Raw genomic sequence first — 19869 nt, 5'->3', positions numbered from 1 at the left:
TGGCGGGCTGGCAGCCCGTCAGCCCACCGACGACACTCGGCCAGCGCTGGACACGACGAGTAGATTTCAATGCAGCGCGTTTGTGCCTGGCGCACCTCGGCACTGGTGCCAGCCATGGCGGTATCGAAAAGCTTCATGCTGACCAACACAGCGGGTGTCAGGTAGTGGTGGCGTGGCCTTCAATGCCGAAACGAGCTCCGGCAACCCCGTGTCCCGGGCGGACCATAGCCGTTGACCGCGAATCGTGTCGGTGGATCTCAGTTGCACGGTCGCCAGATTACGTCGGTGCTACCCATTGCTGCATGTTCACCGGTGCTGCAAAAACAAAGCTTCCCAGCAAAGCCTTCCGTTGTTTTACCGACCTACCCCGAAGATTGCCCCAGATCGCATGTTCTTACTAGTGCTATCTGGGGTCTTCGCACTTAACACACCTATCTGGACCAGATCGCGCTATCTGGGATGCGATCTGGCCAGAAGGGTGCTCTGACCAGCCAAGGCCCCAGATCGCACGGATAACACCACACCCCGATCTGGTGGCGTCATCTCGGGGTCTCTGGTTGCCTTCCCTCATGCTCTGGCAAACACATAAACCAGCCCCCATTGCCGTCGACACGTTTGGATATCGCATGAATTTTGAGCTTGGCCCGGTCAACACGATCCTTACTAATACCGCGTTCCTTCGCCGCCTCAACGACAGTGTTGGACCACTGGGGTCCATCTCGCAGGAACCCGGCCAGCCACACTTGCGCGCTCACGGTTTCATCATCGCCAGCGCGCTTGAGTGTGCTCATCTCGGCGACGTGTTGACGAATCGTTTTATCGGATTGTCCGATGTATTGAAGCCTGGGAACGCTGCCCTCATCTTCAAATCTGTCTTGGAAGTGCCACACCGATTGCTTGGTCAGTATCGTCGCATTGACGAGTTGAGTCATGTTGGCCTTCTCGGGTCCGACAACTAGATTGCCCTCGTCATTCTCTATGCAGAACAACGACATTCGCGCCTTCTGGCGCAGCGTTGCCGAGACCCCGTATAGGTCACGCGGGTTGGACGAGTCGAGTCGATTCGTGTGGGTCACCAGTAGTATCGCTGCCTTGGTTTTGGTCGCAATCTCTTTGAACGGGTGCAGCGCTAGTCGAGCGTCTTGGGTGTTGCGCACCTTGAGGTCTGGCGAGACGGTATCTAACCATGGGTCGATAACCACCAGAACCGGGGCCGGATCGGCGTCGATGATGAGTTGTCCATCACGCGGAAACACAGGAGCGCCGCTACCGTCGTCGTCAATGCAAATAAGCCGCACCATATCGAGATTGGCCCCGGCCACCTCCAAGCGTGGGCGAACCGTGTCTTGCCAATCATCCTCGGTCACAGCCAAAACGACGGGCTGGGGCTGACCTTGTTCGATCCCAAAGGCTGGCAGCGCGGCCCCAGTCGTGATGGCTGCGACAATCCAGATCCAGAACAGGCTTTTGCCGATACCCTCCTCACCAACTAACAGGCTTACTGCGCTGCGTGGTATACGTTGCCGTGCAAGCCATTCCACTGGCTTGCCGGGTTTCAGGTCGCTGGCGTTCCACAGTTTCGGCATGGATATCGCTGACTCCGTCGCGGCACTGTTGGTTTGAGTCTTTTGACTCAGTGCCGCACCAGTCCCAGCGCTTCTGTTCACGCTGGCACCGTTGGTCTTTCGTATCTCGGCGGGTATGCCGCGCTCGCTATCCATCCTTGTCCAGTCGAACGGTTCAGTGAATTTACTTATGGCGCGGTCTATGTCAGCCTCGACTTGTGCACGATTCTTATTTTTGGGGTCCGACAGGCTGCCGTTGAGTTCGTTGGCGCGAATGATCGCATCGCGCAGGTCTTCACGGGTGAGATCTTGGTCGTTGACCAATGGTGCGAGGTACCTAAGAGCCTTATTTGTCTCCGCGTCTCGCGGACTATGGTCCCCACCGGTTAGCAGCGCCAGCGCCGGGAAGCCTTGTTTACCGCAGCGCTGGCCAGTGAAACACCGCCAGTCAAGTAGTCTGAGCGCACGTTCGTGGCGGTCGTCGTCAGACATGCTGGCTCGACGCTTTGCGCTCTCGCGCCGCCTATCCTCTTGGGCGGCATCCCATCGCTTGCGTGCAGCTATGTTGTGCTCACGAACCTTGGGAATGTCCGGTGCCACGTAGAGTGAGATGCCATCTTGGATTGCCAGGCCCCATTGATATTCGTCGTCCCAGTCTTCGCAGCCTGGTAACACCGGATCTGGGTGCCACGGTGTAATGGTGGTGCTGGGTTTGTATGGCTGCCAATCGGTTGGCGTGGAGTCGCTGGCGCTGGTATCGTTATTGGTGTTGTTGGTGGTCATGTCCGAGACCTCAAGCGATTGGCTAGGGAGTTACGTCCCTAGCCTTTCGTCTTTCTCTATGTCGTGTTGTCAATTCCGGCCATGTCAGGTGTCCTTAATTTCGTTGGGATACTTGCTTTGTCGATTCGCCAGCGTGCCCTTTGGCGTTAACGGTGTAGTACTCATGCGCTTGGTGTCACATGATTGTCGAGCAGGTACTTGCCCACGTCGGCGCGCAGATAGCGAATCCTGCTGCCGTACTTAACATATGGGACACCGACGCCCCGAAACCGATCCTGAGCAAGTGAGGTGACGGTGGTCCGTAGAACCTGCGCGGTCTCCGGTGGTGTCATGACGGGCGGCAGCACAGTGAGGTCAAGGCCGTTGTCAGCGAGAAGCTTTGACAAGTCGGTCTTGAGTTTTGTTGTGGGCATTGTGAGTTCCAATCTGTGGCGGGTGGTCGTCACCGCCTTGAAACCGACGATAACCAGCGATTTCATGTTGTCAAATTGGGATGCATTGGCTCAGAACTCGTGCAATATCACTGAGTCATTTGACTTATTACTAAGGCTTGGGCCTGCCCGTTTGGTGTTCAATCGTCCCAGCGGTACAGTTGAACGCTTATGAGCAGAAGTATTCGAGCTATCGCTGCCGAGAAGGGTCTGAGTAAGTCGACAGTGCATAGGCGTCGCCAGAGCAGCGACGATTATCAACCCGACAGCGACGGCATGGTCACCGTCGACATGACCAAAGGAATCGACGGCAAGCTCCGACCCAACCGCCAGGTCGACACCACCGACCGAGACAAAGAAATCCGCCGACTGCACCGCGACGGGCAGTCCATGCGGTCCATCGCCAACGAGGTCGGCTGCTCAGTCGGCACCGTGCATAGAATTATCAACAAAGGAAAGTAAAACCATGGCCACTATCGAGAGCTACGAAACCATTAGTGGTACAACACGTTACGCGGTGCGGTTCCGTCAGCCTAACGGAAAGCAAACCACCAAGCGCGGTTTTACACGCAAGCGTGATGCTCAGACGTTCGCCAATGACGTTGAAGTCAAAAAGTTGTCAGGGACTTACGTCGCGCCCTCTATGGGTCGCGTCACGGTCGGTTCACTGGCACCGGCCTGGCTGGCTCGCAAAAAGAAGTCAAGCGCACCGAGTCACTATCGAACGCTAGAGACCGCATGGCGCGTCCACGTCGAATCGACTTGGGGCAATGTGCCACTAGCCGACGTTGATCTGATCGGCGTCGAAGATTGGATCACTGATCTATCCGACAAGTCGCCCACGGTGGTGCTACGCGCCTATGGTGTGCTGAGCGGTATCCTGACCGACGCTGTGAAAGGCAGACGCCTGCAAGCTAATCCAGCCAAGGGTGTCGATAACCTGCCGAAAAAGCTTGGCAAGCGCCGTGTTTACCTCTCCGCTGATGACGTGGCGCTACTTGCCGACAAAGCCGGTGAGCACCGCGCCCTGGTGCTGGTGCTGGCCTACTGCGGTCTGCGATGGGGTGAAGCAATTGGCCTGCGGGTGCGTGACGTGCAATTCCTGCGTCGGCGGATCTCGGTCTCGTCGAACGCGGTGCAGATCGGGGTCAGGCATGAGGTCGGACCCACAAAGGGCCGCGAAGCGCGGTCGGTACCGGTGCCGCAATTCGTGCTCAACGAGTTGTCGGTGGCCTGCGCCGGCAAGGGTCTGAATGATCTCGTGTTCTCGACACCGGACGGTCGGTATCTGCCCCGGCCCAAGAGCAGCAATGGCTGGTTTACGCGGGCTGTGCGGGCCGCCGGCGTGCAATCGGTGACGCCGCATGACCTGCGGCACACCTGTGCCTCACTGGCCGTCTCAGCGGGCGTCAACGTGCTGGCGCTGGCGCGGATGCTCGGGCACAAAGATCCATCGGTGACGCTGCGCGTGTACGCCGACCTGTTCGACACCGACCTCGATGCGGTGGCCGCGACGTTGCACAGCCGGTATGCACGCGAAGTAACGCGACGGAACACTTACTCGGAATAACGGCCTTCTAGGTCTTGGCGTGCAACATCGATCACCCGGTCGCACAAGTCGATGACCCAGTCGACGTCGAGGTCGGACGCGCCGCCGATATCACTATGCGCCTGCTCCCGCTGGCTGAAGAGGTAGGAGCGCTGCTGCAGGAGCTGCTGCGCTTGCGCCACCGGGGCACCGGAAGTGTCTGTCAGTGGCTCCTTGCCCACCGCGTCCCATTGCATGCCGATGCTTCGGAGTTTCAATAGTGCGGGCAAATGTTTGCGCCGTTGCTCATTTATTTCTTCCAGCACTTCGTCAAGCGCCTTGCGAACCGGCTCCGACGCGTATGCCGTGATCTCGCTGATGCCGTCCTCGTTGCCGATCTTGTCCCTAAATAGGTCCAGCGCTCTGATTGTCATTGCGCGCCTGCGCTTTTCGTCGGTGTTCTCGGCACCGGTGAGCTGCGCCTGCCATTTGACGAACCGGCACGCGGATATCAGGCGTGTGAGCGCATCATGCTTTGCCTGCCATATCCGCTGCTGGTAGGCCACTGCTCGTTCATGCTGCCGATCCGCGTCCCGGATTTCCCGTTCCTGCTGTCGATCCGCGTCCCGGATTTTCGCATCGATGTGCCTCGTCCATACGTTAAACACCTGCGTCACAATCACGCCTGCGAGTGTGCCGACGCCGGTGGCGCTGAGGATGGCCTGCCAACCTGGTGTGTAGAACACGCCTGGCACCGTATGTCGCTCATATTGGTGGCTGCAAGGCTCACATTGAAGTGTGCTCAAAATGTGTTCACGGGGACTGAATTAGGCACCCAAAACACCATCTGAGCTGCTCACATTCCAGTGCGGGCGGAGGGACTCGAACCCTCACGCTCTCTCGAGCACCGGCACCTAAAGCCGGCATGTCTGCCAATTCCATCACGCCCGCGGCGTGCCGATCGTACAGCCTTGAAGGCTTCAGAGATCGTCGGTGAGCGGCCCGACGAATTCGCCGGGCCCAGATCGTGAGCGGTACGGTCAAGGGGTGTCCACTACGCATCGTCGCAGGCCCGCGCTCATCGCGCTGGTGATCGTCGCGGCGTGCGGCTGCCTGGCCCTGGGCTGGTGGCAGTGGACCAGGTTCAATTCCGTCTCCGGCTCCTTTCAGAACCTCGGCTATGCGTTGCAGTGGCCGCTGTTCGCCGGATTCTGCGTGTACGCCTACCGCAAATTCGTTCGCTATGAAGAGGAACCACCACAGCCACGGAGCACAGACGCGATGACGGAGATACCCGCCGGGCTGCTGCCCGAGCGACCCAAGCCCACGTCACAGGCACCCGACGACCCCGCGCTGCGCGAGTACAACACCTACCTGGCCGAGCTCGCGGCGCAAGACGCCGAAAAGCAGAAGAGGACAACCGCATGACCACACCGGAGACGCCCGGAACATCTGTGCCCGCAGTGCCCGTCGACAAGATCCGCACCGCGCTGCTCGGCTACCGGATCATGGCGTGGACGACGGGTCTGTGGCTCATCGCACTGTGCTACGAGATCGTCTCGCACCTCGCCTTCGGCCACGAGATCCGGTGGATCGAAGTGGTCCACGGCTGGGTGTACTTCATCTACGTGCTGACCGCCTTCAATCTGGCGGTCAAGGTGCGCTGGCCGCTCGGCAAGACGGTCGGCGTGCTGCTGTCCGGGACCATCCCGCTGCTCGGCATCATCGTCGAGCACTTCCAAAGCAAGGACGTCAAGGCGCGTTTCGGGTTGTGAGCCCGAGCAGCTCCCGCCTGGCGCCGGGCGCCCTAGCCCCCGGATCGGGCCAGCGTTTCCAGCGCCGGCAATAGTAGCCGCAGCGCGCGACCGCGATGCGAGACGGCGTCCTTCTCCGCGGCGCTCAGCTGTGCTGCCGTGCGGTCATGCCCGTGGGGAACGAAGACCGGGTCGTAGCCGAAGCCGCCGTCGCCACGCGGTTCGCGGGCAATGCTGCCGGGCCACTCGCCGCGGACGACGACCTCGCCGGCGGCCGAGACGAGCGCACAGGCGGACACGAACGCCGCACCGCGCCGTGCGTCGGGCACGTCGCGCAGCTGCGCCAGCAGCAACGCGGTATTGCCCGCGTCATCGCCGTGCCGACCCGACCAGCGAGCCGACAGCACACCGGGCATGCCGTTGAGCGCGGCGACCTCCAGCCCGGAATCGTCGGCCACACTTGCCAGCCCGCTCGCGGCGAAGGCATCTCGCGCCTTGGCCAACGCGTTGTCCTCGAAAATCGCGCCGGTCTCGGGCGCCTCCTCGAAGGGCGCCACGTCGTCAAGCGACACCAAGGCCAATCCCGTCAGGCCGGCCGCGTCGAGCACCCGACGCAACTCCGCCAGCTTCTTCGGGTTGCGGCTGGCGACCAGCAGCCGGGTCAGCTGCCGAACGCCTTCGGCGCCGGGGCGCCCTCGGGGAGCACACCGGGGTATGGCTGCTGCAGCGCCTCGCGCTGCGCGGTGAACAGCTTGTCGCAGGCGGCCAGCGCCACATCGAGCAGCTTGTCCAGCGTCGAGCGCGGGAACGTCGCCCCCTCGCCGGTCCCCTGAACCTCGACGAGGGTCCCGGTGTCGGTGGCGACGACGTTCATGTCGACCTCGGCGCGGGAGTCCTCCTCGTAGGGCAGGTCGACCCGGATCCGCCCGTCGACCACGCCGACGCTGACCGCCGCGATCGCACACGACAACGGCCGCGGATCCGACAGCTTGCCCGCCGCCGCGAGATAGGTCACCGCGTCGGACAACGCCACGAAGGCGCCCGTGATGGCCGCGGTGCGGGTGCCGCCGTCGGCCTGCAAGACATCGCAGTCGACGGCGATAGTGTTCTCCCCCAGCGCCGCCAGGTCGATGCACGCCCGCAGCGACCGCCCGATCAGCCGGCTGATCTCCTGGGTGCGCCCGGACAGGCGGCCCTTCACCGACTCGCGGTCCGAGCGGGTGTGGGTCGCCGACGGCAACATCGCGTACTCGGCGGTCAACCACCCCAGGCCCGATCCCTTGCGCCAGCGCGGCACCCCGTCGGTCACGCTGGCGGTGCACATGACCTTGGTGTGGCCGAATTCGATCAATACCGAACCGGCGGGGTGGTCAGTGAAACCGCGGGTGATGACCACGGGCCGGAGCTCGTCGTCAAGGCGGCCGTCTTCTCGTCTCGTCACGCCGCCAACACTAGCGGGCAATTCGGCGGCGCCGCGGGTGGCTCAGACCCGCTCGGAGCGGCGGATATCGAACGTCTCGCCGCACACCACCGCATGCACGGGTCCATCGAACTCGGCCTTGGCCTCGCTGATGACGTCCTCGCGCGAGGTCCATGGCGGGATGTGGGTGAGCAGGAGTTCGTGCACGCCCGCCTCGGCCGCGGCCCGGCCTGCCTCGGTGCCCGACAGGTGCAACGCGGGCGGGCGGTCCGGCGAGTGCGTCCATGAGGCCTCGCAGAGAAAGACGTCGGCGCCGCGAGCCAACTCGACGAGCTGATCGCAGAAGCCGGTGTCACCGCTGTAGACGAACGAGGCGCCGGAGGGGTCGGTGATCTTCAAGCCGTAGGACTCGGTCGGATGAGCCACCACTCGCGGCGTCACCGTCAGCGCGCCGATCGTCACCGGCTCCCCTTCGACCCAATGCCGAACGTCGAAAATGTCCGAACAGTCGTCGATCTCACCGCCGTAAGGCGACGACGCCGCACCCAACCGCGACCAGGTGTCCCCCGGGCCGTAGAGCAACGCCTTCCCCAGCGGACGCGTCGGGTGGTAGCGACGCCACACGAAAAGTCCGGGCAAATCCAGACAGTGGTCGGCGTGCAAATGGGACAGCAGCACGTGCACGGAACCGGGATCGGCATAGCGCTGTAGTGCGCCCAGAACGCCCCCGCCGAAGTCGATGACCAACGGCGGAGTGTCCGGTGCCCGGAGCAGATAACCCGACGCGGGCGAGTCCGGACCCACCACGCTGCCCGAGCAGCCGAGCACGGTTATTCGCACGGACACTACTGTGCCATGCCCGATAGGACCGTGCCGAAAACATCGCCGCATTGGTGTGACGAGAATCTCGTCCGCAGGTCAATCAATGTGCACCTGATGAACGGGCTGGACGCCGGTGACCGCCGGACCCAGGAAGCGCGCCGCCAACGCGGTGAATGCCGCGGGGTCGCCGGTGGCTTCGAAAACCCGTGTCGCGGGGGGTGCGTCGTGGGGCCGGAGCAGGTCCCGTTCGGTCAGCACCCGGAGCACTTCCTTGGCGGTTTCCTCGGCGCTGGAGACCAACGTCACGTTGTCACCCATCGCCAACTGGATGAGCCCGGACAGCAACGGGTAGTGCGTGCAGCCGAGCACCAGCGTGTCCACCTGCGCGCGCTGCAGCGGCTCCAGATAACCCTCGGCCAGCCCGAGCACCTGACGGCCACTCGTCACGCCGCGCTCCACGAAGTCGACGAAGCGCGGGCAGGCCACCGCGGTGATCTCGGTGTCGCGGGCGGCGGCGAACGCGTCCTGATAGGCGTGCGAGTTGATGGTCGCCTGGGTGCCGATGACGCCGATGCGGCCGTTGCGCGTGGTGGCGACGGCGCGACGCACCGCAGGCAGGATCACCTCGACGACGGGCACGTCGTAGCGTTCGCGCGCGTCCCGCAGGCACGCCGCGGACGCCGTGTTGCAGGCGATGACCAACACCTTGACGCCGCGGCCGACGAGGTCGTCACCGATGGCCAGCGCGTGCGCGCGGACCTCGGGGATGGACAGCGGGCCGTACGGACCGTGGCCGGTATCGCCGACATAGATGATGTCCTCGTCGGGCAGCTGGTCGATGATCGCCCGCGCGACGGTGAGTCCCCCGACACCGGAGTCGAAGACCCCGATGGGTGCCAATGGCGAGCTCATGTCTTGGGCCGCGAAACGGTGCCGGCGTTCCTCGACGTCCGGCCCTTACGTTCCGGCGCCGACAGCATGTAGGCGGCCACGACGCCGGCGATCGCCCCACACAGGTGGGCCTGCCATGACACCCCACCACATCTGCCGAGCACGGGCATGGCTCCGAGCAGGACGCCGCCGTAGGCGAACATCACGATCAGCCCGATGATGATGTCGCGCATCCGGCGCACGAAGATCCCGAACACCAGCAAAAAGGCCAGCCAGCCGAAGATCAGGCCGGAGGCGCCGAGGTGGTCGGTGGGGCGGCAGCTGCTGCCGACGTCGCCGATGAGCCAGGTGCCGAAGCCGCCCAGGATCCACACGATGGCGGTCGCCCAGACGAACCGGGACAGGCCGGCCAGGGTCATCAGGAATCCCAGGACCAGCAGCGGAACGGTATTGGCTGCCAGGTGCTGCCAGCTCTCGTGCAACACTGGCGCGAAAACGATGCCCCACAAACCATCGGCCTGCAGCGGCCTGATGCCGTTGGCGTCCAGCGAATGCCGGGACAGCTGGTCGATCAGCTCGACGAGATAGAGCAACGCCACGAAGGTGAGGATCGTTACGGCGCCCACCGCCGCGGTGGACCGCTTCGTCCGCTGGTCGGCGCGCGCGTCGGGGCGTCCCGTGGAGCCACGAGCGCCACTCCTCCTCATCGCTCCGCTCTGCATCGTCGCGGCGCGGTGGTGGTCTTACCCATGGCTGCCCTTCCAGCGTGTTTCCAGCATGTCAAGGCTACCGGCGCCGGCCGGTCGATCTCATCGACCGAAGGCCCCGGGCAGCACGTCGCGGTAGCTCGGTATGCCTGCGATCGACTCCGCGGCCAGCACACCGCCCAAGACCGCGTCCGCCAGGCAATCGGCGGCGGCGATGCCCACCTCGGTGGCCAACGGGGTCTCCGGGGAGAAGGCGGCGGGCGGTGGTTTGGAACTGGCCCCCGCGTCCACCTCGACCGCGCCGGTGGCCAGCACGAACACCGTGTCACCGTCGACCGGCGTGTGCGCCGGCCGGATGCTGCGCGCCAGGCCGTCGTGAGCGGCGATCGCCACCCGCCGGCACGCCGCCGAGCTCAGGGCGGCGTCGGTGGCCACCACCGCGATGACGGTGTTGAGCGGGTTGTCCACCGGATTCGACGGGGACGGCAACCGGGCGAAGGCGTCGACCTGCTCGGCCGGCGGCGGCCGCAGGCCGAACTCCCGGGTCAGGTCCGCCATCCACGGCAAGCCGGTGCCCCGGTCGACGACCTCGCCCGCCGAGTTCACCACGGCCACCACCCCGACGGTCACCCCGGACGGCAGCATCCTCGACGCGGTCCCGACGCCGCCCTTGAGCGCGCCGGCGCGCGCCCCCACCCCCGCGCCGACGTTCCCGACACCCATCGCCGCGCCGTCCTCGGCGGCGGCGCAGGCGGCGTAGCCGAACTCGGAAGTCGGCCGGCACTCCCAGCCGCCGACCGGCAGATCGAAGATCACCGCCCCCGGCACGATGGGCACCACCCCGCCGTCCATCGCCACGCCACGTTCGCGTTCCTCCAGCCAGCGCATGACACCGTCCGCGGCGGCCAGACCGTAGGCGCTGCCTCCCGCGAGCAACACCGCGTCCACGAACCGCACGGTGTTGGCCGGGTCCAGCAGGTCGGTCTCGCGGGTACCGGGCGCACCGCCGCGGCAATCGACGGCGCCGACGGTGCCCGGCGGGGTGAGCACGACGGTGACGCCACAGGCCCAGCCGGCGCCCAGGGATGCGTCGGGATCCAGTCGTTGGTAGTGGCCGACGCGGATGCCGCCGACGTCGGTGATGGCGTTCATCTGTCGCCGATCATCGGTGCCCCATCAGCACCAGGACCAGGTACTCCTGCAACACCGTCAGCCACTGGTACACGTCGAAGTGCACGGCCAGCGGATGGTCGGCCGGTAGGCGCTCCGGGCCTTCGGGCCCGACCTCGAGCATGACTCCCAGAGTCAGCCGGATGTCGTTGACCGCCGCGACCCAGGAGTTCGCGTCGTCCTCGGTCAGCTCGAAGCGACCGCCGTCCTCGGGGATCGTGCTCAGTACCCGCTGTGCGGCAACGCGTTTGGCGTTGACAATGTCCGGCTCGTGCAGGCTGCGCAGCGCGGCGTTGAGGCTGTCCGCGTCGTCGGGCGGCGCGGTGTCCTCGTCTTCGTGCCGGTAGAAGTCGGGAAGCAGCCGACGCAACGTGGGATCTTTCGGCGGGTCGGCGTTGCCGGTCTTGATCCCGGTGATCTCCTCGAGTTCGTCTGCGGGCGAGGAAGATTCACGCTCGTCGAGCAGGCCGATCATCGCGGTGGCCAGGTTCTTGAGCAGCGTGGCCTCATGCGGAGCCAGGGACGAGCGAAAACAGGGACCGCTCGCGGTCTCGACCCGCTTCCATTTGCGCACAGGGAATCGCCAGCGCCTCGAGTTTCAGCGGTCCTGCTGCATGGTCGCCCACAAACCGGCGGCGTGCAGCTTGGACACATCGACTTCCATGGACTCGCGGCTGCCGGCGGACACCACGGCCTTTCCTTCGTTGTGCACCTGCAGCATCAGCTTGGTGGCGTGCGGCTCGCTGTAGCCGAACAACTTCTGGAACACATACGTCACGTAGGTCATCAGATTGACCGGGTCGTCCCAGACGATCGTGACCCACGGACTCGACGTGGCCTCTACCGGAGCGGACTCTCGTTGTCCTGTAGTGCCCGGCTTAGTGGGCGCTGACATAACAACCATGGCCTACACGATACCGAGGGTTGGACGTCGTTTCCGAGCCCCGATCACAGCCGATACCGTTATGGAATGAACGACCCGGTCGTTACTGGGCTGCTGACCGACAAGTACGAACTGACGATGCTGGCGGCGGCACTGCGAGACGGCAGCGCAGATCGGCGGACAACTTTCGAGCTTTTCGCCCGACGTCTTCCCGAAGGCCGCCGCTACGGCGTGGTCGCCGGGACTGGCCGGCTGCTCGAAGCGCTGCCGCAGTTCAGCTTCGATGACCAGGCGTGCCAATCGCTGGGGCAATTCCTCGACGCGGACACGTTGCGCTACTTGCGCGAATTCCGGTTCGGCGGGGACATCGACGGCTACGCCGAGGGCGAGCTGTACTTCCCCGGTTCCCCGGTGCTGTCGGTGAGCGGGACGTTCGCCGAATGCGTGGTGCTCGAGACGCTGGCGCTGTCGATTTTCAATCACGACACCGCGGTCGCGTCCGCCGCGGCGCGCATGGTCAGCGCGGCCCGGGGGCGGCCGTTGATCGAGATGGGGTCGCGGCGCACGCACGAGCAGGCGGCCGTCGCCGCGGCGCGCGCCGCCTACCTCGCCGGCTTCGCGGCGACGTCCAATCTGGAGGCGCAGCGCTGCTACGGAATACCCACCGAGGGCACCTCCGCGCACGCGTTCACCATGCTGTTTGCCCGCGCCGACTCCCCCACGGAATCGACCGAATTGGCGGCTTTCCGGGCACAAGTCGACACGCTCGGCGTGGACACCACTCTGCTGGTGGACACCTATGACGTGACGACCGGTGTGGCCAATGCGGTGGCCGCCGCCGGCACCGGGCTCGGTGCGGTGCGCATCGACTCCGGCGAGCTGGGCGTGCTGGCCCGCCAGGTGCGTGAACAGCTCGACAGGCTGGGAGCCGGCGGGACCCGCATCGTGGTCTCGGGTGACCTGGACGAGTTCTCCATCGCGGCCCTGGCCGCCGAGCCGGTGGACAGTTACGGCGTGGGCACGTCGCTGGTGACGGGCTCGGGCGCCCCGACGGCGAACATGGTGTACAAACTCGTCGAGGTGGACGGCCGGCCGGTGCAGAAGCGCAGCAGCCACAAGGAATCTCACGGCGGGCGCAAGGAGGCGCTGCGCCTGTCGCGCGGATCGGGAACCATCACCGAGGAGGTCGTGTATCCCGCCGGCCAACAGCCCGCCGTCTCCGATCCGTCCCGGGTGTTGACCGTCCCGCTGGTCCGCGGTGGAGAACTGGTGTCCAAACCGAACCTCGCCGCGGCGCGCGAGCTGGTAACTTCCGGGCTGCGCAGTCTGCCGTGGGAGGGATTGAACTTGTCGCACGGCGATCCTGCGGTCACGACGACGCAGATTCCCGCGGGCCGGCGCTAGCAGCGCGCGAAAGATGCCGCGGCGCCAGCGCCGCCCTGAACAGCGAAGAGGGTAGCCACGTCCGACGTTTCCGTGTCCGAGCTGCTGGCCATCGCGGTGGCCGCACTCGGCGGTAGTGAACGCGGCGGCCAGCAGGAGATGGCCGCCGCGGTGGCGCGGGCCTTCGCGACCGAGGAGCACCTGGTGGTGCAGGCCGGCACCGGCACCGGCAAATCGCTCGCATACCTGGTGCCCGCGATCGTCCACGCACTTGACGACGACTCCCCCGTCGTCGTGTCCACGGCCACGATCGCTCTGCAGCGCCAGCTCGTCGATCGCGATCTGCCCCGCCTGGTCGATGCGCTGGCCGATGCCCTGCCGCGCCGCCCGCAGTTCGCGTTGCTCAAGGGGCGGCGAAACTATCTGTGCTTGAACAAGGTTCACAACGGTGCTGCCGCCGACGGCGATGACGGCGACGACCGGCCGCAGGAGGAACTCTTCAACCCGATGGCGGTCAGCGCCCTGGGCCGCGACGTGCAGCGGCTCACCGAATGGGCGTCGAGCACCGAATCGGGCGACCGCGACGACCTGAAGCCCGGCGTCCCGGACCGATCCTGGTCGCAGGTCAGCGTTTCCGCGCGGGAATGCCTCGGCGTGGCGCGTTGCCCGTTCGGCAGCGAGTGTTTCTCCGAACGCGCCAGGGCGCAGGCCGGCCGCGCCGACGTCGTGGTCACCAACCATGCGCTGCTGGCCATCGACGCGGTCGCCGAATCGGCGGTGCTGCCCGAGCATGCGCTGCTGGTCGTCGACGAAGCACACGAGCTGGTGGACCGGGTGACGTCGGTGGCCACCGCGGAGCTGACGTCGGCCTCCCTCGGGGTGGCCGCCCGGCGGATCGCCCGAGTGGTGGACCCGGAACTGGTCCAGCGTCTGGAGGCGACGACGGCGAACTTCGCCTCGGTCATCCACGACGGCGCGCCGGGCCGCATCGACCGCCTCGACGACGAGCTGGCGACCTACCTGACCGCGCTGCGCGACGTGTCGACCGCGGCGCGCTCGGCGATCGACACCACCAACGACCCCAAGGCGGCGTCGGCGCGCGCCGAAGCCGTTGCGGCACTGAGCGAGATCTCGGACACTGCGTCGCGGGTGCTGGAATCGTTCGGCCCGGCCATCCCCGACCGCACCGACGTGGTGTGGCTGGAGCACGAGGAGATCAGGGGTTCGTCGCGTCCGGTGCTGCGGGTGGCGCCGCTGTCGGTCGCGGGGCTGCTGCGGTCGCGGGTGTTCTCGCGTTCGACGGTGGTGCTGACGTCGGCGACGCTGACCATCGGCGGCTCGTTCGACGCCATGGCCGCGGCGTGGGGACTGACCGCCGAGGACGACGACGCCCGGTGGCGCGGCCTGGACGTCGGTTCGCCGTTCCAGCACGCCAAAGCCGGGATCCTGTATGTGGCCGCGCACCTGCCGCCACCCGGCCGCGACGGCACCGGCTCGGCCGAGCAGCTGAGCGAGATCGCCGAACTCATCGCCGCCGCCGACGGGCGCACCCTGGGCTTGTTCTCGTCGATGCGGGCGGCCCGGGCGGCCGCCGAGGCGATGCGCGAACGCCTCTCGACGCCGGTGCTGTGCCAGGGCGACGACAGCACATCGGCGCTCGTCGAGCAGTTCAGCGCCGACCCGCAGACGTCGCTGTTCGGCACGCTGTCGCTGTGGCAGGGCGTCGATGTGCCCGGGCCGTCGCTGTCGTTGGTGCTGATCGACCGGATCCCGTTCCCCCGGCCCGACGATCCACTGCTAGGTGCGCGGCAGCGGGCAGTCGCCGCGCGCGGCGGCAACGGCTTCATGGCCGTCGCGGCCAACCACGCGGCGCTGCTGCTGGCGCAGGGATCCGGGCGGCTGTTGCGCCGCGTCACCGATCGCGGAGTGGTCGCAGTGCTCGACTCGCGCATGGTCACCGCCGGCTACGGCGGCTACCTGCGGGCGTCGTTGCCGCCGTTCTGGCAGACCACCAACGGGGAGCAGGTGCGCCAGGCGCTGCAGCGATTGCGCACCGCGTCGGATTCGCAGGAGGGCCTGTCGGCCTGAGCGCTATTCCCAGCAGACCTCATAGACGCGCTGGGGATCCTGCAGCCCCTTGAGTTGTTCCTCCCGGGTTCCGCCGAATCGAAACTCGTGACTGCCGGCAACCAGCCCGCGCAGTACCGCCGAGACGAGGATTCCGTTCCCGTCCGCTTTGGCGCCGATCCGCGCCGCGAGGATCACGGTGTGCCCGAAGAAGTCCTCCTGCTCGCGGATCACCTCTCCGGTGTGCAGTCCGATCCGGACGCGCAGCACCTGGCTACCCGACTGGTCGCGATACGCCGCCAAGTCACGCTGGATAGCGATCGCGCAGCGCAGCGCGTTACGGGCACTGGCGAACGCGACCATGAATCCGTCGCCCTGTGATTTGACCTCGAAGCCGCTGTGCGCGGCCAGCTGGCGACGGATGACCGCGTTGTGGCGATGCAGAAGCTTCAACCAGCGCTCGTCGCCGAGCTGCTCGGCGAGCACCGTCGAGCCTTCGATGTCGGAGAACATGATCGTGACCGTTCCGTCGGGGGCGGCCACCCTGCTGAGGTCGGGCCGGTCCGCCCCGACGGACTCGGCGACGTCGTCCATCACCGACCACCCGAGCTGCTGTTCCCGGCTCTGCTCGCTCCCTCTGCGCAGCTGCACGAGTCGCTCGACCTCGACGCGCATGCTGTTGCGCTGCGCGAAATCAAGTCCCCGGTCGATCAGGCCCATCGCCTTGTCCCGATCCGCCGGCTCAGAATTGCCGAGCAGCATGCGCGCGTACTCGTAGCAGACCCGAGGCGTCACGTAATCGCTGCCGATCTCCGCATTGCGCGCGAGGGCCAGGTCGAAGTGATGCACGGCGTCCTCATGGCGTTCCGCCGCCACGGCGGCGAAGGCGAGGAACGTGTGGTTGGAGCCGAGGCACCCGGCGCCGGCCAGAAACAGCGTGCAGCGGTCTTCGTAGGGCACCAGCAGCTCGTAGAGTGCGCTTGCGGCTTCTCGATCACCGATCGGGATCGACGCCATCGAGAGAACGCAGACCGAAGTCAACCAGTCACTGCCGCGCCGGAGCGTCTCGAAGCCGTCGGCCGTGAGCTCCGCGAACCTGGCGCGAGCCTCATCGAGCTGGCCGATCTCGGTCAGCAGCCACACGTACGATGCCGGCCACGCCTGCCCGTAGCGCGCGGCGGCTTCGCGGCCGACGTCGCGCAGCTGTTCCAGAGTGCCATCCGCGAGCCGGGTCAGAAACGAGTGCGCGCCGTAGACCACTGCCGCTACCTCCGGCTCGGCACGCTGCCCGATCGACAGCGCCGTCTGCGCAAGACGCTCCGACTCCTTGTAGCGACCCTGCATCAACGCCCGCATCGTGCGGAACACCGCCGTCTGCCACAGGTAGCGCGGCTGGTGTAGCTCGCCGGCCAGCCGGTCACACGCGGCGATCTCTTGATCTACCGCCCGGAAGTCGCCGAGCTGGGCAAGCGCGATCAGGCGCAGCTGATGGCCCTCGAACTCCATGTCCCGGTCACCGACGATCCGGGCGAGTCGCGCCATCTCCTCGCCGGACGCGATGGCCTCGTCGATGCGGTCGGGGCCCAAGGTTGACCACTGCCGGCTATGCATGGCCAGCAACAAGATCTTCGTGTCGCCGACTCGTTCGGCCATCTCGATGGCCTGCGCGCTGGTCCGGTCGGCTTCCGCCAGCGCGCCCTTGCGGCGAAGCTCGAGGGCCAGCCGGGCAAGCACCGTCACCCTCAGCGCGCTGTCACGTGCCGGCAGTACCTCGAGCGCCTCATCCAACAACGCCACCAGTTGTTCATCGGCACGATCGGTGATCGAGAAGCCGCCCGGGCCGCCGCCGTATCCGAGCGCGGCGCGGGCAAAGTGGTCGTTGAGCGCCAGCTCGCGCGCAATGGTCGCAGCCTCGCCGAATGTGTTCCGAGCGCCCTCGGCTTCGCCGGCCCGCCACCGCGCATCCCCCAACGCCAGCAGCAGATCGCACCGGCGCTGCGGTACCACCTCCGAGATCGTGTCGAAGAGCCGCAGCGCCGTCGCGTAAAGGCTGACCGCGTCTTCGTAGGCATACGTCGCCGCCGCGCGTTCCCCCGCCCACCAGGCATAGTCGGCTGCCTTCGCGGCGTCACCGTATGGAGCCGCCTTCGCGAAGTGGAATGCGATTGCGGACAGATGAGACTCGATCCGGTCCTCGTAGAGCTCCTCGATCGCCTCGCCGGCGGCGATGTGCAGCTGGGAGCGCCGTAGCGCGGGCAGGTCGTCATACAGCGCGTCGCGAGTCGCGCCGTGCGCGAAGCCGTACCGGCCCGGCTCGCCGGCAGCCTGCCGCACGATCGCCCCGTCCAGAGCCGGCTGAATCCGCGCAAACGCGACGTCTGCCTCCAGCCCGCTGACGTGCGTCAGGATCGACAGATCGAACTCGCGGCCGATCACCGCCGCGGTCGACAGCAGCTCGAGTGTTTCAGCCGGCAGCTTCTCCAACCGACGGGAGACCACTTCGTGGACACCCCGGGGGATGCCGAGCTCCTCGCCGTCCCGGATGTTGGTGACCCACCGATCGTCACGCCAGTCGAGCACTTCAGAGTCGATCAGATGGCGGACGATCTCTTCGGTGAAGTACGGGTTGCCCTCAGACTCGCGGCACACGGCGTCGGCAAGTGCGAGTTCACTTCGTCGCTCCAGCGGTTGCTGCAGTACCGCTTCGAGCATCGCCTTGACATGTTGATCGGAGAGCCCCCGCAGCTTGATGCGTGCGTATCCACGTTCCTTGCTGAGCCCGGTGAGTACCTGTTTCAAGTAATGGTCGTCGGGAAGCTCGTCGTCTCGATATGTGCCCAGCACGAACACGCGCGAGTGGGCCAACTCGCGCACGACGAACTCCAACAGCATCAATGACGGGTGGTCGGCCTGTTGCAGGTCTTCGAGGAAGATCGCGAGTGGCTGGCGGTCGGAGGCGCCGATCAGAAACCGCGACACCGAGTCGAACAACCGAAAGCGCGCCTGCTCGGCGTCCAGCGGCGGCGATTCGGGGATCTCCGGCATACGCTCGCGTATCTCAGAGACGATCTGAGCGATCTCAAACGCGCCTGAGCCCAGGTCAGAAGCCACCGTCTCGGCATCGCGACTACGCGCATAGTCGCGGATCACCTGCACCCACGGCCAATAGGCAGGAGCACCCGCGCCCGCATAGCAGCGGCCCCACAGAACCTGCGCGCCCCGAAGGGCAGCGTATGCCGCTGCCTCCGACGCAAGGCGTGTCTTGCCGATTCCCGACTCTCCACTTATCAGCACGGTGCGGCCGCGGCGGCCCATGGCGTCATCGATCGCGGCGCGGAGCTCGTGCGTTTCTCGTTCTCGCCCGAGGAACGTGCTGTCGGTGATCCGGTCGAGCGCCGCCATATCCCGAGTCGCGCCATCGCCACTCGTGACCGCGGCGGCGATCGTTCCAAGCACGTCGCGAACCTCGGTTGCTTGTTGGGGACGCGCCTCCGGCGACTTCGCCAGCATCCTCAGCAGCAAGTGGTCGAGCGGTGCTGGAATGCCGGAACGATGCCCGCTTGGCGCGACTGGAGCGGTCGAAACATGCTGGGAGACAATGGCAGCCGGCGACTCGCCTGCGAAAGGCGTTATCCCGCAGAGTAATTCGTACAGCAAAGCGCCAAGGGAATAGATGTCCGAACGGGCGTCGGAGCCGCGACCGAGAGCCTGTTCGGGCGGCATATAGGCGACCGTTCCGATCACCGTCCCCACGGCCGTCACGCGCGTTGAGCCTTCCGCGACCGCGAGTCCGAAATCTCCGATCTTCGCGGTGCCGTCGGGCGCCAGCCACACATTCTGGGGTTTGACGTCGCGATGCACCACGCCCTGACCGTGCGCGTGCGCCAGCCCACTGGCGATGTCCTGCCCGATCCGGACGACCTCTTCGACGGCGAGTCGGTGATCGACTGCGTCTGACAACAGGCTGTAAAGGTCCCCGCCCGCCATGTACTGGCTGATCAGGTATAACTGCCCCGCCTCCTCGCCGAAGTCGTACACGTTGACGATGTTCGGGTGCTCCCCGAGTTTCGCCATCGCCTCCGCTTCCCGGCGCGCGCGGCGCATGGCGGCCGCGTCCGTGCCGCCGGCCTTGAACACTGCTGCGGCCACCTCGCGCTGCAGGCGGGTATCGGTGGCCAGGTACACCCGCTTGCCGGCCCCTTCGCCGAGCAGGCGGCCCAGCGTGTAACGCCCGTCCGCAAGTGTCTTGGGGACGGGCGGTGCCGCCGGCTGCGCCGGCACGGACTGGGCACCCAGCATGGTGCCGCACTCGTCGCAGAAGCGCTGCGAGCCCGGTTGGCGCGCGCCGCAGCCGGGACACGCGACCTCGACCACGATCGGGGCACCACAGCTGTTGCAAAACTTGGCCCGAGGCCGGTTCCCGGCCCCGCATTTGCTGCATTCGACACTCGCGGCGGTGCTCATC

General features: G+C 66.1%; 18 protein-coding genes and 1 tRNA gene. 6 read left to right on the top strand and 13 right to left on the bottom strand.

What is annotated here, in order from left to right; translation table 11 throughout:
* Positions 1–539: 539 nt before the first annotated feature.
* Both B8W69_RS06575 and B8W69_RS31255 read right to left on the bottom strand, forming a co-directional pair.
* Positions 540–2348, bottom strand: coding sequence for an AAA family ATPase (locus B8W69_RS06575; RefSeq protein ID WP_085289099.1), 1809 nt, complete (start codon positions 2346–2348; stop codon positions 540–542).
* Between the two features lie 161 nt (positions 2349–2509).
* A complete protein-coding gene (locus tag B8W69_RS31255) occupies positions 2510–2827 on the bottom strand; it encodes a hypothetical protein (protein ID WP_085289098.1) in 318 nt (105 codons plus the stop codon).
* A 123-nt stretch (positions 2828–2950) separates the two neighbouring features.
* Between B8W69_RS31255 and B8W69_RS06565 the strand changes: the two genes are divergently transcribed.
* Together B8W69_RS06565 and B8W69_RS06560 are read left to right on the top strand one after the other, a co-directional pair.
* Entirely contained in the window at positions 2951–3241 is a 291-nt protein-coding gene (locus tag B8W69_RS06565; RefSeq protein ID WP_085289097.1) for a helix-turn-helix domain-containing protein, read from the top strand.
* A gap of 4 nt (positions 3242–3245) precedes the next feature.
* On the top strand, positions 3246–4349 hold the full coding sequence (locus B8W69_RS06560; RefSeq protein ID WP_085289096.1) for a tyrosine-type recombinase/integrase: 1104 nt from the start codon (positions 3246–3248) through the stop codon (positions 4347–4349).
* On the opposite strand, the gene B8W69_RS06555 is transcribed toward B8W69_RS06560, so the two are convergent.
* On the bottom strand, positions 4337–5053 hold the full coding sequence (locus tag B8W69_RS06555; RefSeq protein WP_085289095.1) for a hypothetical protein: 717 nt from the start codon (positions 5051–5053) through the stop codon (positions 4337–4339). The genes B8W69_RS06560 and B8W69_RS06555 overlap by 13 nt on opposite strands.
* 121 nt (positions 5054–5174) lie before the next feature.
* A tRNA-Leu gene (locus B8W69_RS06550) sits at positions 5175–5258 on the bottom strand.
* A 96-nt stretch (positions 5259–5354) separates the two neighbouring features.
* Here B8W69_RS06550 and B8W69_RS06545 point away from each other — a divergent pair.
* Both B8W69_RS06545 and B8W69_RS06540 read left to right on the top strand, forming a co-directional pair.
* Complete coding sequence (locus B8W69_RS06545) at positions 5355–5735, top strand: hypothetical protein (RefSeq protein WP_085289094.1); 381 nt, start codon at positions 5355–5357, stop codon at positions 5733–5735.
* On the top strand, positions 5732–6082 hold the full coding sequence (locus tag B8W69_RS06540) for a DUF3817 domain-containing protein (RefSeq protein ID WP_085289093.1): 351 nt from the start codon (positions 5732–5734) through the stop codon (positions 6080–6082). The genes B8W69_RS06545 and B8W69_RS06540 overlap by 4 nt, the downstream gene beginning before the upstream one ends.
* 32 nt (positions 6083–6114) lie before the next feature.
* On the opposite strand, the gene rdgB is transcribed toward B8W69_RS06540, so the two are convergent.
* From rdgB to clpS, 8 genes are all read right to left on the bottom strand, one after another.
* A complete protein-coding gene (gene rdgB / locus B8W69_RS06535; protein ID WP_085289210.1) occupies positions 6115–6726 on the bottom strand; it encodes an RdgB/HAM1 family non-canonical purine NTP pyrophosphatase in 612 nt (203 codons plus the stop codon).
* Entirely contained in the window at positions 6723–7502 is a 780-nt protein-coding gene (gene rph, locus B8W69_RS06530; protein WP_085289092.1) for a ribonuclease PH, read from the bottom strand. Before rph ends, rdgB begins: the two co-directional genes overlap by 4 nt.
* Positions 7503–7544: 42 nt before the next feature.
* Positions 7545–8327, bottom strand: a complete 783-nt coding sequence (locus tag B8W69_RS06525) for a cyclic nucleotide-degrading phosphodiesterase (protein WP_085289091.1) — start codon at positions 8325–8327, stop codon at positions 7545–7547.
* Between the two features lie 72 nt (positions 8328–8399).
* On the bottom strand, positions 8400–9215 hold the full coding sequence (murI, locus tag B8W69_RS06520; RefSeq protein WP_085289090.1) for a glutamate racemase: 816 nt from the start codon (positions 9213–9215) through the stop codon (positions 8400–8402).
* The gene (locus B8W69_RS06515; RefSeq protein WP_085289089.1) at positions 9212–9901 is read right to left on the bottom strand and encodes a rhomboid family intramembrane serine protease; all 690 of its coding nucleotides are present in this window, start codon (positions 9899–9901) and stop codon (positions 9212–9214) included. The genes murI and B8W69_RS06515 overlap by 4 nt, the downstream gene beginning before the upstream one ends.
* A gap of 102 nt (positions 9902–10003) precedes the next feature.
* The gene (locus tag B8W69_RS06510) at positions 10004–11053 is read right to left on the bottom strand and encodes a P1 family peptidase (protein WP_085289088.1); all 1050 of its coding nucleotides are present in this window, start codon (positions 11051–11053) and stop codon (positions 10004–10006) included.
* A 10-nt stretch (positions 11054–11063) separates the two neighbouring features.
* Positions 11064–11645, bottom strand: coding sequence for an oxidative stress transcriptional regulator AosR (gene aosR / locus B8W69_RS06505; protein ID WP_085289087.1), 582 nt, complete (start codon positions 11643–11645; stop codon positions 11064–11066).
* Positions 11646–11669: 24 nt separating this feature from the next.
* Complete coding sequence (gene clpS, locus B8W69_RS06500; RefSeq protein WP_064950340.1) at positions 11670–11975, bottom strand: ATP-dependent Clp protease adapter ClpS; 306 nt, start codon at positions 11973–11975, stop codon at positions 11670–11672.
* Between the two features lie 66 nt (positions 11976–12041).
* Between clpS and B8W69_RS06495 the strand changes: the two genes are divergently transcribed.
* On the top strand, positions 12042–13358 hold the full coding sequence (locus tag B8W69_RS06495) for a nicotinate phosphoribosyltransferase (RefSeq protein WP_085289086.1): 1317 nt from the start codon (positions 12042–12044) through the stop codon (positions 13356–13358).
* A 72-nt stretch (positions 13359–13430) separates the two neighbouring features.
* Positions 13431–15425, top strand: a complete 1995-nt coding sequence (locus tag B8W69_RS06490) for an ATP-dependent DNA helicase (protein ID WP_085289085.1) — start codon at positions 13431–13433, stop codon at positions 15423–15425.
* Positions 15426–15428: 3 nt separating this feature from the next.
* Here B8W69_RS06490 and B8W69_RS06485 read toward each other — a convergent pair whose 3' ends face one another.
* Positions 15429–19868 (bottom strand): protein kinase domain-containing protein, encoded by a 4440-nt coding sequence (locus tag B8W69_RS06485; RefSeq protein ID WP_085289084.1) that lies wholly within the window; start codon positions 19866–19868, stop codon positions 15429–15431.
* Position 19869 lies beyond the last annotated feature (1 nt).

This window comes from Mycolicibacterium vulneris (genome assembly GCF_002104765.1).
Lineage (GTDB): Bacteria > Actinomycetota > Actinomycetes > Mycobacteriales > Mycobacteriaceae > Mycobacterium > Mycobacterium vulneris.
The sequence above is the reverse complement of the archived record's forward strand: the minus strand, read 5'-3'. Positions and strand labels throughout refer to the sequence as shown.

Excerpts from the sequence above, each read along its gene's own strand:
- B8W69_RS06575 (WP_085289099.1), bottom strand. The coding sequence starts at position 2,348 with ATGACCACCAACAACACCAATAACGATACCAGCGCCAGCGACTCCACG.
- B8W69_RS31255 (WP_085289098.1), bottom strand. The coding sequence starts at position 2,827 with ATGAAATCGCTGGTTATCGTCGGTTTCAAGGCGGTGACGACCACCCGC.
- B8W69_RS06565 (WP_085289097.1), top strand. The coding sequence starts at position 2,951 with ATGAGCAGAAGTATTCGAGCTATCGCTGCCGAGAAGGGTCTGAGTAAG.
- B8W69_RS06560 (WP_085289096.1), top strand. The coding sequence starts at position 3,246 with ATGGCCACTATCGAGAGCTACGAAACCATTAGTGGTACAACACGTTAC.
- B8W69_RS06540 (WP_085289093.1), top strand. The coding sequence starts at position 5,732 with ATGACCACACCGGAGACGCCCGGAACATCTGTGCCCGCAGTGCCCGTC.
- murI (WP_085289090.1), bottom strand. The coding sequence starts at position 9,215 with ATGAGCTCGCCATTGGCACCCATCGGGGTCTTCGACTCCGGTGTCGGG.
- B8W69_RS06515 (WP_085289089.1), bottom strand. The coding sequence starts at position 9,901 with ATGAGGAGGAGTGGCGCTCGTGGCTCCACGGGACGCCCCGACGCGCGC.
- B8W69_RS06510 (WP_085289088.1), bottom strand. The coding sequence starts at position 11,053 with ATGAACGCCATCACCGACGTCGGCGGCATCCGCGTCGGCCACTACCAA.
- clpS (WP_064950340.1), bottom strand. The coding sequence starts at position 11,975 with ATGGTTGTTATGTCAGCGCCCACTAAGCCGGGCACTACAGGACAACGA.
- B8W69_RS06495 (WP_085289086.1), top strand. The coding sequence starts at position 12,042 with ATGAACGACCCGGTCGTTACTGGGCTGCTGACCGACAAGTACGAACTG.
- B8W69_RS06485 (WP_085289084.1), bottom strand. The coding sequence starts at position 19,868 with ATGAGCACCGCCGCGAGTGTCGAATGCAGCAAATGCGGGGCCGGGAAC.